General features: G+C 66.0%; 8 protein-coding genes. 4 read left to right on the forward strand and 4 right to left on the reverse strand.

The features are described 5' to 3' along the window. Positions 1-38 precede the first annotated feature (38 nt). The gene (locus B9C43_RS09560; protein WP_143446251.1) at positions 39-1,334 is read right to left on the reverse strand and encodes a hypothetical protein; all 1,296 of its coding nucleotides are present in this window, start codon (positions 1,332-1,334) and stop codon (positions 39-41) included. 63 nt (positions 1,335-1,397) lie between these two features. Continuing rightward, positions 1,398-6,179 (reverse strand): DUF6531 domain-containing protein, encoded by a 4,782-nt coding sequence (locus tag B9C43_RS09565; RefSeq protein WP_160096447.1) that lies wholly within the window; start codon positions 6,177-6,179, stop codon positions 1,398-1,400. A gap of 85 nt (positions 6,180-6,264) precedes the next feature. On the opposite strand from B9C43_RS09565, the gene B9C43_RS09570 reads away from it, so the two are divergent. Both B9C43_RS09570 and B9C43_RS09575 read left to right on the forward strand, forming a co-directional pair. Then, entirely contained in the window at positions 6,265-6,564 is a 300-nt protein-coding gene (locus B9C43_RS09570) for a hypothetical protein (protein WP_033380058.1), read from the forward strand. Beyond that, positions 6,561-7,130 (forward strand): hypothetical protein, encoded by a 570-nt coding sequence (locus tag B9C43_RS09575; protein WP_143446252.1) that lies wholly within the window; start codon positions 6,561-6,563, stop codon positions 7,128-7,130. The genes B9C43_RS09570 and B9C43_RS09575 overlap by 4 nt, the downstream gene beginning before the upstream one ends. A 55-nt stretch (positions 7,131-7,185) precedes the next feature. Here the strand turns inward: B9C43_RS09575 and B9C43_RS09580 are convergent, their stop codons facing one another. Both B9C43_RS09580 and B9C43_RS09585 read right to left on the reverse strand, forming a co-directional pair. Then, entirely contained in the window at positions 7,186-11,502 is a 4,317-nt protein-coding gene (locus B9C43_RS09580; RefSeq protein ID WP_084427961.1) for an FtsK/SpoIIIE domain-containing protein, read from the reverse strand. 78 nt (positions 11,503-11,580) lie between these two features. Further along, positions 11,581-11,877, reverse strand: coding sequence for a WXG100 family type VII secretion target (locus B9C43_RS09585; protein ID WP_033380063.1), 297 nt, complete (start codon positions 11,875-11,877; stop codon positions 11,581-11,583). Positions 11,878-12,053: 176 nt separating this feature from the next. Between B9C43_RS09585 and B9C43_RS09590 the strand changes: the two genes are divergently transcribed. Beyond that, positions 12,054-13,022, forward strand: coding sequence for a DUF1996 domain-containing protein (locus tag B9C43_RS09590; RefSeq protein ID WP_235038538.1), 969 nt, complete (start codon positions 12,054-12,056; stop codon positions 13,020-13,022). A gap of 121 nt (positions 13,023-13,143) precedes the next feature. Then, positions 13,144-14,073, forward strand: a complete 930-nt coding sequence (locus B9C43_RS09595; RefSeq protein ID WP_084425706.1) for a hypothetical protein — start codon at positions 13,144-13,146, stop codon at positions 14,071-14,073. Positions 14,074-14,132: the final 59 nt, after the last annotated feature.

The raw sequence follows: 14,132 nt of genomic DNA on the forward strand, positions 1-14,132 counted from the left end.
GGCCTTCCTTCCGGGTCGCACGTCCCGCCTGACACGGATCAGGCACCCGGCTGGTTCACACTCGTCGCCAACTCGGCGGAATCCAGTCGCAGGCCGAGCACACCGATGTCGACAGCGCCGTCCGGACCAGCCTCGAACCGCCATGCCGCAGCCGGAAAATCCCCGGCGACGAGCACAGCACCCGAGTTGCCCGACCGCACCGCGAACTCGGCCAGCAACTGCAGATCCGGTGGCGTAAGCGGGCTCGTGACAACGATGAGCTGCCCGCCCACCGAGTCCGCGATTCCACCCGGGCCACCCCAGATGGACAGCATTCCCGTCACATCGGGAACAGGCATGCCAGACGCGCCAATGACTTCACTGATCGTCCGTGCCACGTGGACACGTCCGGGTGGAAGTTGCACGCTCGGCGGCGGACCGATGATGGTTATGGCGATCCCGGCCGCGCCTGGGTTCGTCGCGATCTGTTTCAGCACAGCCATGGCGGCTCTGTCAACGTCTTCAGGTCGGCCGGTTATCGCCACGATTCCCGGAGCACGACCGAGGTTCACCGATGTCTGTTCGCCACCGATCGTGCCTACGCTGGCCAGCAAGGGAAACGGAGTTGGACCGTCCGGTGTGCTCGCGTCCAGTTGCCAGATCGGCGCCTCCCACACCGCGCCGTCTTCCTTGACACGCCAGGGATGCGGCGCCGGAGCGAGCGGCGGAGTCAGCCGGAGTGACAAGCGATCGGGGCCTACGACAGCCGCGTACATCGGCGGCAAGGGGCTACCTGCCGCAGCGATGTGCCGTAACGCCCGGTCAAGCACCGCTGGCAGTTGACTGTTCGGCTCTACGACAACAGGTTTACGCACCGGCCTACGGCGTCCGCGGACCAGTAGCACGGTGACGATGACGATCGCAGGAAGCAGCACTCCGCCGCCGATTGCCAACGCGAGCGCCGGAGTCAGGCCGAAGACTGTCTCCTGTGGCACGGCAACAGGTGCGGCCACCCTCGGTTGGGGTGGCCGTGCCGTGGGCGGTGGCCCGATCCGGATCTCGCCGGACCGGGCGTCCTTGGGTAGCACCAGCGTCCAGCCAGACCGCAGTTCACCCGGGTTGCCGAGAGTGCTGCCGTCCGGCTGCACCCGCCCGACGTTCAGCTCGAAGATCTCCGGCCAGCGGTTCGGGTCGCCCAGTGTCGTACCGGCCACGTCGAAGAGGTTCCTGTCGCTGGGCTGCCCCGGCTTGCCCGGCACCACGTAGTACGGCACCGGGTCCTGGGCGGCCAGCGCCGACGCGGGCGCGAAGACCAGCAGGAGCAGGACGAACGCGGCGAGTACCCGAGAAAACATGACGACCTCGATCACTGGTGGGACGAAGGTTCCCGCCCGACACGGATCTCGGCCCGACCTGGTTCAGTCGGCTCGGCGACGGCGCTTCACACCGTCGGCGATCGAGCCCTCGGCGTCGCCCGGCCGCTTGTCGCCGAGCTGGGGACTGCCCGGCACGGGGTCGTCGCGCAGTTCCTTGATCATGTTGGCGGGCACCTGGTTGGTGCGTTCCAGCTGGTCGATGAGGTCGCTGCGGCTGAACTGACCGCCCGGCCCGAACAGCTTGGGATAGGCGTCCTGCATCGACATCATGTGCTGGCGGAGCACGTCGGTGTTCAGCTTGTTGCCCATCCCCTTGGCGTCGAACATGGCCCACGGCTTGTCCAGCAGACCATGGTTCGCTGGCAGGTTCTTGCCACTGCCCAGGATCGTTTCGCCTTGCTGCAACGCACCGGCGATGCCCGCCTCGTTGTGCCCGCCGGTGCTGGTCTTGTTGCCCACCGCGGTGAAGTTGAAGTTGTTGCGCAGGTCAAGCAGGCGGTTGTTGATCCGCGCCACGTCATTGGGGCTGACGTTGCCCGATCTCACCACGTTGTCGATGTCGTTGTTGATCTCATCGGCGACCCGGTCGAACTCCCCGCGCATGTTCTGCGGCGGCTTGGTGAAACCTGGGTACTGCTGAAGGCGGGTCAGCAAGTCGCGCTGCGCCAGGATCGCCTGCGCGGGAGTCTTGTTCTTGACCGCGTTCTCGCCCATGTGCGTCATCGACACGAACGGGGTGCCGTGGTCGCCCTGCTTGCCGCGTACGTTGGTCGGCGGCCTGCCCTTGACCTTGACCGAGGTGATCGTTCCGTCGGGGCGCAGGTTGACGTCCGTTTTCATGCCGCGGAACTTGTCCGTGCCACAGGGCGCGAGACCGAGCGGGTCGATCAACGCCGTCGGGTTGAGCACGTAACCATGCGGGTCCAGGGCTGGCGCGAGACCGAGCGGGTCGTTGGAGACGTACCGGCCGATCGCCGGGTCGTAGTACCGGTGGAAGTTGTAGTACAGACCGGTCTCCTCGTCGTGGTACTGTCCGGGAAATCGCAACGGCGTCCCATCGACGGTATCGATCCCGTTGCCCCACAACGTGTTGTTCGCAGTCCACCTGATGTGGCCGTGCTCGTCCACCAGTTCGGTCGGCATACCGACGAGGTCGGTGACGATCGCACGGAACCGGGCATCGGTCCACTCCTGGTCACCGGACCGCTCGACCTGGCTGATCGGTTGGTACGCGCCCGGCTGCCAATCCCAGACGGTGACCGTGCCGTTCGCCGATTCCTCAACGATTTCGGTGCCGTCCCACGCGAACTCGATCCGCTCGATGATCTCGACGCCGTCCATGGTCACGCGCTGCTTCGCGATCCGCCTGCCCAGCCCGTCGTAGTGGTACTGCCAATGTTCACGTTCCGGTGTGATGACAGCGATCAGCCGGTCGAGACCGTCCCACTTGTAGCGCCACACCCGCTGGCCTTCACGGCGCTGCACCAACCTGCCGTCCGCGTCGTAGTCACGATCACTGGTGTCGTTCACCAGCGTGCCCGCCTCGTCATAGGAGTAGCGCTCGGTCCAGTTCTCGCCGAATACGCCGGTAACGCGGCCAGGACCATCCACTTCGTACTGACGCACGCCTCGCAGCAGGTCGTCGACCGAGGTGAGCGTGCCGTCCTCGCGGTAGGTGTACTTCCTGCTCTGGAGGGCACCCGGCGAGCCGTTGAACACCATCTGGCTGCTGATCCGGCCGCCCGCGTCCCACCTCTGGGCGACGCGCAGGCCGCCCACCGAGCGGCCGATCTCCCTGCCAGCCACGTCGTAACCGAACTTGATGATCCGCCCGGCTACGTGCAGAGCCGTCGGCTGACCGGCTTCGTTGTACGTCCAGCCGCTTTCCGCTCCGGACGGCGTGCGGCGACGGATGCGCCGTCCCGCCAGGTCGTAGCCGTTGGTGACTGTGCGGCCGTTGACCGTTTCGCTGAGTACCCGGCCCAACGCGTCGTAGGTCATCGCGAGGTCGGCGTGTGGACTGACCGCCCGGACCAGCCGACCTGCCGCGTCGTAGGAATACGTGGTGTCACCGACCTGCGCCAGCCTGCCGTTTTCGTCCCACGCGATCTGCACGGTCTGGCCGGACGCGTTGGTCCGCTCCACCATTCGGCCCGCCGAGTCCACTGTGTACCGGAGCTCGCGGTTGCCGAAGTCGATCTCGCGTACCAGGTTGCCTGCGGCGTCGTACTCGTATCGCCAGGTCTCGCCACGTGCGTTCGTCACGGAGGTCAGCCGCAACTCGGTGTCGTACGCGTACTCGGTACGGCCCGTCTGCGGCGCGATCTCGGCGACTGGAAGGTCGAAGTGCCCGATCTCGGCCCGTGTCACTTCGCCTTGCGCATCGACGCTCTCCCGCAGGTTTCCCTCACCGTCGAAGGTCCATCGCCGCACGCTGCCGTCCGGCTCGACGATCTTGGCGATCTCCCCATTCTCAGCCCAGGACAACCTTGTGACTTCCCCAAGCGGGCTGGTAACCGTTGCAATACGACCAAAGGCGTCGTAGGTATAAGCATTTCTGGCGCCGAGAGGGTCGGTGATCTGGACGGGAAGGCCCGCGGGGTTGTATTCGATTTGGGTCACCGCACCTATCGCGTCCGTGACCGTAATCGGACGGCCCGCTTCGTCGTGCGTGAAGGTCGTGCGTGCCCCTGTCGGATCAGTCGCCGCGATCAGATTCCAGCGGGAGTCATAGTCGTAACGCCATTCGGCGCCGTCCGGCTCGATCCTGCGTGTGGGACGAGTTGGGCTCAAGTACTCCGTCAGCGTTTCCGTGCCGTCGGGCGCGGTCACTGTGAGCAGGTTGCCCTCTTCGTCGTAGACATACCGCGTGGTGTTGCCGAGTTGATCCGTACGGGTAAGCAGCCTGTCGTAACGGTCCCACTCGCACTCGATCACGCCGCCGAGCGGGTCGATCTCGCGCACGACTTGGAACGCGTCGTTCATGTGGAACGTCTTGGTGTGGCCCAACGAGTCCGTCACTCGGGTGACAAGGTCCGTGTACTCGAACGTGGCGCTGAGGTAACCGCCTGCTCCACGGGTCTCTACACACCTGTCCTGCGAGTCGTAGACGTACTCGTACCACATGCCATTGCGGTCTTCCCATCGCACGATCCGTCCTGCGTCGTCGTATGAGAACCGCAGTGGTTCGCCTTCGGGCGTCACGACCTCGACCAGCTTGTCGCCTTCGTACCGGTATTCGGCCACGAGGGTGCCGTCCGCCAAGCGCAGATCGGTGACCAGACCCTCGTGAGTGCCTACCGTCAGTTCGTATCCACCGGTGTGCGAGATGCCAGTGATCGTGCCGTCTTCGTCGTACCGGAAGTCGATCCGGTCACCCGAGCCGCTCAACACGGCGCTGATCGGGTGTGCACTGTGGTCACTCGGCGCGAAGTAGAGGAGTCGTTCGTCTTCCGGGACCATGATGGCGTAGCCGCCGTCGTCGGTACGGGTGAGCGGCCACCGCGGGCCCTCGTGCGGGAAAACCACGCCGTCGCCGGGATCCGGGTAGTCCAGCATCGTCGCGTCTTCGGCCGCGAACGAGACGCCCTGCTCGTCCACCTCGATCCGCTGATCCAATGTGGACGACCAAGATGGACCGAACCATCGGCCGATCCGGTACGACGACAGGTGCGTACGCGTGAACACCAACGGCAGCGAACCGGCCAGCTCCAGATCGGTCTGCGGGGCCACCATCCGTCCGGTCGCCACCTCGATCGGATCGATGATGGCCTTGACGTCCTTCTTCGGCTGAGAGTTCGCCCTGGCCGGCACATTCGCGCCACGGATGCCTTTGTTGACGGGCGGTGGTTGGACGGCCTTCGGTGGCGGAATCTTGCCACCGATGTTGCGGCCCGCTCCGCCACCCACCGAGCTGATCGCGTTGCCGATCCCGGACTTGACCGAACCACCGAGGCCTTTGCCGAGCTTGATGGCGTGCTTCATCAGTTTGCCGCCAGGGATGAACCCCAGCGCCAGACCTGCGAGCGCGATGCCGAGCGCTGCCATGTCGCCCTTCAGCGCGGCGGAGGCGATCTCGATCCCCGACGCGAGCAGGCCGATCGCCATGCCCAGCGGCGGGAAGATGAACGAGGCCAATGTGGCCAGTACGTCGAGGATCGTGACGATCCACTCGGTCACCGTGCTGATCAGGAACTCGAAGAAGTCCCGGAACGCGTCGCCGATCTTCTCCCAGATCGACCGTTGTGGCGCGTCGTCGGCCAGGCTGTCCAACACGTCCCGAGCAGACGCCGCCGCCTGGTCCCGCATCGCGATCGCCTGGTTCAGCAACGACTTCGCCTGATCCAGTTCCTGCTGAGCGGCGGATCCCTTGCCTTCGGCCGCAGTCACGTCGTCTTGTGCCAGAGTCGCCGCGTCACCGGTTGCCGCGGCCAACGCGGCCTGCGCCACAGCGGCGGATGCCGTCGCGGCAGCCTTGTCCTGCGACGCCTGACGCGCTTGGTTCAAAGCATTCAGCGACATCGACTGCGCCTCTTCAAGCGCAGGCTGGTAACGCGCGTACGCCTCCGCGGCCTGGCCATAGGAGTTGGCCATCACGTCCAGTCGCCGTGGGACTTCGCCGAGCAACTCCCGGTAGGCCACCATGGCTTTGCCTTGGCCGCCTTCGATGCTGCTGCCCGACGTGAGCAGCTGGAACGCCTCGCGGGTGGTCGAGGCAAGGTCCTGGTAGGCCGTACGCAACTGGGTGAGCGCGGCCGGATCGCCGGGTACCGGGTCCTCGTCGAGATCGAGCGGCGCCCATTCGCCTGATGCGGGACGTGTCATGACGTCCACTCCTCCCCTGCGGTGACTAGGAATCGCGGCAGACACGTGTTTCGAACCGGATCGGTTCACCATCCGTGCATGCGTCATGAGCCTGATTGAGATACCGGCGGACGAGCTGCGGCGAGTAGCCGATCTGTTGCAGCGGACCAAGGATCTGATGGGCAGCGACCTGGTGAAGTCGATGGGCGACGTGGTCGAGGCACTGGCGGACCAGAAGTTGGAGACCGCGGCATGGGACTTCGAGAAAGCATGGGGCGACGGCAGATACGTGCTGGGCCGCGACCTCGACGGCCTACGCGACGCAAGCCGTGCCGTCGCGGACGCCTTCCAGCAAACCGATGAACAGACCGTGAACGCTCTCACCGAAGGCGAGAATGGCCAATGAGCACGACATTCCAGATGACCCTGCCAGACCACTGGTACGACCTGTCCATTGCGGACGAAACCAGCGAGAACACCGTCGCGGGGCAGGTGTGGGACCAATACACCCAGGCTGGTATCGACGACCAGATCATCGGCCAGTTCACCGAATCAGTGCGCCGGGCAGTCCGGCATGCCCGCCGCTCGGGCGCCCTGCACGCAGGCGGCACATTCGAGCTCTACGAAGACGGTCCACTCGTCGCGACAGTCGTCGTGTCGGTTGTCACTCCGCCAAGCGGTGGCGACATCCTGCGCGCACTGATGGCGGCCGACCCCGAGTCTGGTGTGGACACCTGGAGCAGGGTGACCACAGCCCAGCTCCAGGGCATCGGCACAGCCGGACGGGTGCACGGAATCCAGGACGTGACCATGGACGGACTGACCATGCGATGTGCCGTCATGCACACAGTCGTGAAAGTGCCGAGCTCCAGTCAGGTGCTCGTGGTGACCGGGACAAGCCCGAACATCGCCGAGGCGGACGGCTTGTTCGAGCTCTTCGACACGATCACCGGCACCCTGGTTCTTTCCTGACTGACCCATGCCCCCAAAGTGGCCTTTGGAGCCGCTTTGGGGGCATGTTCGTGCTTCAGGCAGCCGCCAAGGCTCCGGCTTCGGTCAGCGGTACTTGAGCGGCGCGAATCACGCCGTCGCCAAGGTGCAACAAGATCCGGCCAGGCCGCGCCGGACCCAGTTGACCACGCGACAGCTTGGCACCCAGCAACTCCGCGTCACCCAACGACTGCGGCCCGATCAACGCTCCCTGCCGGTTGCGCCGGGCGTCCACATGCCACCCGCCGAAGCCGGCAACCAGCCCTTCGGTCGTGCCTGCCATGATCAACCCACGTCCCTGCTCGGCACCACTGCGTGCGATCACACCGAGTTCGCTGCCGGCGTCGCACTTGAGCAGCAACTCCGCATCGTCGATCACCACGACGGCAGGTCCCGAGGCCTGATCAAGGGCTGTGATCAATTGGGCAGTGGTGAAGTCCGTGCCCGTCGCCACGTCCAGCACACCCGGAGCGCCAGCCAGCTCTCGCAGCGGTGAGCGACGAGGAGCAGCGATCACCACAGGAGTGCCTGCGTCCAACAAGGACCACACCATCGTCAACAACACTGTGCTCCGGCCAGAACGCGCCGCACCGCCGATGATGAACGTCGGGTTGACGCTCAGGTCCGGCCCAAGAGCCGCCAGCTCGTCACCGCCGACACCAACGAGTGTCCACAACGATCCTGTCGGACGAGGGAACTGTTTGGCGTCCGCAAGGCTCAGTTCGTCCGGCAGCACGTCCACTCGGAACGGACGATCGGTCCCAGTCGGGCAGCTGACGGCGATCGCAGCCAATGCACGGGCTTGGGCCTGGCCGGACGGGTCCGGGCCGAGCAGGGCGATCTGAGCCTCCGCGGTATCGGTGGCCCGCAGCGCCCGGCCAGGCAGGATCTCGTCAGGCAGGTTGCGGTGGTTGACGCCGATCACGCTGTAGTCCGACCGCTCGTTGAGACGCAACACCAGCTTGTCCTCTGTCGTGGACGAGACCCGCGTGGAGAACAACGCACGGTCTCCTGCCAACACAAGATGGATACCGACGCTCGCACCTTCGCTCATCAACGCGAGCACTCCGGCCATCAACGCTCCGCCGTCGTGGTCGGCGAACGTCTTGTCGAAGACCTCCCACCGATCGACCAGCAGCAGAATGTGCGGCGTGCGCGCATCCGGGTGAGTCTTGCGATATTCGACGAGGTTCGCGGATCCGCTCGAGGCCAGCAACTGCTGGCGCCTGGCCATTTCCGTCTTCAACCGCGTGATCAGGCGCGTCAGGCGCTCTGCCTCGGTGCGCTGCACGATCGCGCCACAGTGCGGAAACGCGGACAAAGCAAGCAAAGCGCCGTTACCGCAGTCGATTCCGTACATGTGCACGTCGTCCGGGGAAAGCGTACGGGCCACCGCACCGGCGAGGGTACGCAGCGCCTGCGAACGGCCGCTGCGAGCCGCACCGACAATGTGCAGGTGGCCCAAAGTGGCCAGATCGAGGACCAACGGCTCCTGCCTTTGCTGCTCGGGCAGGTCAACGATGCCGTACGGCACGGGAGGCAAGTACCCGGTCGTCGGTACCGCAGGCAGCGAGTCCACTGTGATCTGTGTGGGCAGCGCGGGCAGCCACGGGCTGTGCTGCGGCGGCAGACCCAATCGGGAGGATGCGCCACGGATCGCTTGCACCAGCACGGCCAGATCGGTCACTTCGCCGTCCGGCTGCGCTCCGCCCGGTCGTTGCGGCGCTGGGCGTGCCATGTCGTTCCACGTCAAGGGCATGAGCCAAGGCGCGGGCCGTTCTGTGGTGCGGGCGCCGGGGCGGAACCCGCCGACCCGTCCGGCTTGGAACGGCACGAGCGAGGACTGCGCCAATCGCACGTACGCGCGGCCCGGCGTCGACTTCGCGATCGCGGCCGCGTCCGGCGCGTTAAGCACGTCCTGACTTTCACTGGAGTCGGTCACCCGCAACGCGATCCGCAGGTTCGTGTTGGCGCGGATCTCCGGCGACACCACACCGCCCGGCCGTTGCGTCGCCAAAACCAGGTGAATGCCGAGCGAACGGCCACGCTGCGCGATATTGACCAGACCAGTGACGAAGTCCGGCAGGTCACGGACCATGGACGCGAACTCGTCGATCACGATCAGCAACCGAGGCATCGGCGGCAGCTCCGGAAGCTCGGCCCCGTCAGCAGTTCTTCGGTCCAACAACAGGACATAATCGTCAATGTCCTTGGCGCCCGCATCGGCCAGAATGTGCTCGCGCCGCTTCAACTCCGCGGACAACGACGTGAGCGCCCGGCTGACCAGGTGCGTGTCGAGGTCGGTGACCATGCCCACGGTGTGCGGCAGCGACACGCAGTCCTTGAAAGCACTGCCGCCCTTGTAGTCCACCAGCACGAACGTCATCGCGTCCGGCCGGTTGGCCACTGCCAACGACGCCACCAGTGTCTGGAGCAGCTCGGACTTGCCCGACCCGGTTGTGCCCGCGACCAAGCCATGCGGGCCGTCTTGCTTGAGGTCCAACGAGAACGGGCCATCCAGCGACTCGCCGACCACTGCGACCGTTGTCCGACCTCCGGTCGCCCAGCGCGCGGCGACCGCATCGGGTGTCGGCGGATCCAATGCCAGCACGTCGAGCAGCCTGCTCGCGTCCGGCAAGCCGCCGCCGTCCCCGCTGCTCCCGGTGTCACGCACCGGGGCGAGGGCCCGCGACACCGTGCGGCACCACTCGCGGGACACGAGATCCGGCCGCACCTGACCTACCGGCTCGGAGCGGGTACGAGACACGCGCAGCGAACCGTCGCCCTGTTCAGTGATGACCGCCTGGCATTCCTCGGGCAGCAGCCGTTCCTCGTCGTCCACACAGATCGCATAGACACCGACCGCCGGACCGTCCCGCAGAATCTGCGTGATACCGGGCAACGACCGCAGCCTGCGGGCGCCGTCCAGAACCACCAGCACATCCCGCTCGGCAGGCTTGCCCGCCCGCGCGGAGATGATCGCTACAAGTTCGGCGACACGTCTAGCGAGCGTTTGCGCGTCCACGCCGATAGTGCAGACGGTGTCCTGTCCGTTGCGTGGTGCCACGTGCGGCAGCCAACGCGTCCACTCCCAGTTCTGCCCTGTACCAGCGAGAACGTAGATTTGCAGATCTTCCGGGCTGTGCAGGACTGCCGCCTGGGCAAGCAGCCAACGGGCAACGGTCCGCGCAACGCCACCTCCAGCGACACCCAGCACACCGTGCTCGCGCAGCGGAACCGTGACCGGTACGTCCAGCGCGGTCCATCGGATCTCACGACGGTGCTCGTCCTGTGCCGGATCGGTGAGGACGACCTCGGACGGCAGATCGGCCGTGCCCGCCCGCAGGTCCAAATAGTCCGGGTCGGCACGACGGCGTTCCCACAGGCGACGGCGTGGGCCGACCGCGGTCAGCAGAACCGTTGCCGGATCGGGGAAGTTGGTCCGGCGAGCGGCGCGCTCCAATGCCAGCGCCTCCTGTGCGTCCGCGGAGATCCGGGCCTTCTTCTCCTCGAACTCGGTCACCCGCTTGCGATATGCCAAGCGGCTCTCCCTGCGCCCGCCCAACTGGCCCGCGATCAGGATCAGCGGCGACAGCAGCGCGAACAGCAAGGTCAAGGGGTTACGGGTGATCGCGAACATGGCACCGGACAGCACCAGCGGCGCCGCGGCCGCGATGAAAGACAGCGGACGACGCTCTGGTGGCTGCGGCGGCGAAGGCAGCGTGAACTTGGTGACGCGTGGCGCGGGCAGGAGCCGAGGCGGACGGTTGTAGTCCAACCCCGTCCGGTCTTCCGAAGGTGCCAGCGCGGCATCCGGTGGCTGTGGACGCGCAAGTTCCAGCAGCGACGAACCGACGGCCAACACGGAGCCGTCGGGCCACGGTCGCGGTTCGGTCACCTCGACCCGATCCAGCCGCACGCCGCTGCCCGTCAAGGCAACGAGCTCGCATCGGCCGTCTGGCAGAACACGCAGTCTGGCCCGCGCCGGTGGTCCGCCTGGGTCGGCGATCCGGATCCGGCAGGTACTCGCCGCGCCGATCAGGTAGTCACCGATGTCCAGCCGGATCACCACACCGGCGTCGTGGCCGCCGACGAACCGGATCTCGGCGACCCCGCGCGGCTCCACCCAGACCGCGCTCACCGGCCGGTCGAGACCGACGACCACGCCTTGGCGCAGTGGTGAGTCACGCAGGTTCAGCTGCGGGTCGACCGGCGCGCCCGCGACGAACAACGTCGGCGTCCGGCCCGTGCCCAACGCCTGTGCCAGCTCGCCGACGGTGGTGTCGGCGGACGTGTCGAGCAGGTGGTCGACGACCGTGCCGACCTTGTCCACAGTGGTCAGAACGAAACGCACGAAAGGCTCCAAAGGCCAACAGGGGCCGTGCGGCGCTTTTCAACGGCACGGCCCCCTTGGGGATCATCGGAAGGTCACTCAGCGGCCGAGGCTGCTGGACGTCTGGTTGTCGGTGTCCTCGAAGGCGGTGCCGACCTGCTCGAGGTACTGGCTGATGCCCTCCATCCCGCGCAGCGTCTCGTCCACACTGGACTTGTACTCCTCGAAGTACGGGCCGAACTTCGCCTGCGCCTGCGGGGTGTTGTAGCCGCCCTGGATCAGGGTGTCGATCTTGCCCTTGGCCTGGGTCATCCCGTCGAGCAACGTCTGCATGTTCTGCTTGAGCCAGGCCGAGCTCTCCTGGATGTCCTCGGACTGGATGTGGTACGTGGGCATGACGTTCTCCCCTGTGTTCAATGCTGGATTCGCCGGTTCCCCGGCTCGTTGACCACCCCCACACGGGTCTCGCCGCGAAGGGGTTCACCGGATTTGCCGTTACGGGCGTGGCAAGCACCTGCCATCCCAAGCCGGTTCTCCTTTTCCCACGTCCGTGGTATGCGAGGATCCGTTTCGTGTCATTGTCGTTGCGACCACTCGTGTTCTTTTCCGTGCTGTGCGCTGTCACAGCATTGGCCGCCTGCAACAGAAGTCCCGGTCACGGCGAGCACGCCAGATCCAGCGATTCGTACTACGTGGACATTCAGCAGGTCCCGGTTCGAGCGCAAGCGCCTGCCGCGCAACCGGGCGCCAGCACTGGAACCTGGCAATCGCAGTGCGGCCGCAACGAGAACGCTCATCGCAACGCCGACAACGTGGTGGTTCAACCAGGGTTGCCGGGTGGGGCGCACCACACCCACGACTACGTCGGAAACGTGTCGACTGACGCCTTCTCCACGGATCAAAGCCTGGCCGCGGCGGGAACGACCTGCCGGGCAGGCGATCGTTCGACCTATTACTGGCCGGTGCTGCGGCTGACGGACGAGCCTGGCGGCGACGCGCACACGGTCGGTGGCGGCGTCGACGGCAACCATGGCCGGATCGTGCAGCCCGATTCCGTGCTGGTCCAGCTACGCGGCAATCCGATGTCCAACGTCGTGGCCGCACCACGTTTTCTGCGTGCCATCACCGGAAATCCGGTGGCGGTCTCCCAGGACGGCGAACACACCGAACACGTGCAGTGGACCTGTTCGGGCGCCCGCGACCGCGTGACCAAGCAATACCCACGCTGCGCCGAGGGCCAGCAAGTGATCAGGGTGTTCGACTTCCCGAGCTGCTGGGACGGCAAAGCCACCGACAGCACGCTGCACCGCGGCCATCTGATCTTCCCGGCCGCCGGGGCGTGCCCGATCGGCACGTTCCCGGTGCCACAGCTGCACATCGAGGTCGCCTACTCGATCCCGGCTGATGCCGGCTACGCGATCGACTCCTTCCCCGAGGAGGGACGCGATCCGATCACCGACCACGCGATGGCCATCGGGGTGATGCCAGAACCGTTGATGGCGCAGGCAGTCGCGTGCATCAACGGTGGCAGGCACTGCTGAAACCAGGTGTGACCCAGGACACTCCGAAATTGTGTGAACCTCTTCGGTCCGAGTTCCGTGTCTTGCCCCGAGCGGGTCGGAAACAGGCCGGAACCGCATCTCACTTTTGGAGTGAAACCCCATGTTGCGTAAGCATGTTGTGTCCTTTGCTGCCCTGACGGCGGTCGGTGTCGCGGTTCTGTCGGCGTGTGGTGGCCAGAACGGTGCTGCCCCGCCATCAGTCGACACCGGCACCACGCCTGTCGTAAAGGCGGAGGACGTCAGCTCGGAGGGTCTGTCTTTGTTGTCTGGCACGGCGAAGTCGAACAACGCACAGGCGAACACGGGCGACTGGGCCAAGGGCTCGGACGGCACGGCGAACACCGCGGCCAAGGACGTCGCCCGTAAGTGGGTGGCCCTCAAGGCAAGCAAGGCGGGCGCGCTGAACCCGGTCGTGGTCAACGGCGCGGGCCTGACGCTGTACCGGTTCGACGACGATGACGCGAACCCGTCGAAGTCGGTGTGCAATGGCGAGTGCGCCGTGACCTGGCCGCCGGTGACGGTCGAGCGCGGCACCAAGGTTTTCATCGCCGGGATCAAGAAGCAGGATGTCGGAACGGTCCGTCGCGATGACGGTTCGCTGCAGCTGACGGTCGGTGGTTGGCCGGTCTACCGCTTCAACAAGGACAAGAAGCCGGGCGACACCTTCGGTCAGGGCGTCGGCGGCAAGTGGTTCGGTGTGACCCCGACCGGCGGCAAGGCCGGTGTGCCCGCCACGACCGCCCCCACGACCCCGCCCCCGGCGAACAACCCGGATGGCCCGAAGGCCGGCAGCGCGATCCTCTTCGACGACGCCAACTTCAGCGACAACGGCGCGTCACAAGGTGTTGCGGGCAACGGCTGCCAGAACCTCGCCCGGCCCAACGTGACTTCGTCGATCTCGGCGACCGGCTCGATGAAGCTGTGGTCGGAAAAGGACTGCAAGGGCAAGTCGCTCGTGGTCGACGGTGACGTCACCGACTTGGCGGAGTTGAAGTTCGACAACGACGTGGCCTCGATCTTCTTCGGCTGAGGCTGACACTTCACCCACAGACAGGTGTGGCGGTGCGGGACCCCCAGCGCACCGCCACA

The sequence above is a fragment of the Kibdelosporangium aridum genome (genome assembly GCF_900176515.1).
In the GTDB taxonomy this organism is placed as follows: domain Bacteria; phylum Actinomycetota; class Actinomycetes; order Mycobacteriales; family Pseudonocardiaceae; genus Kibdelosporangium; species Kibdelosporangium aridum.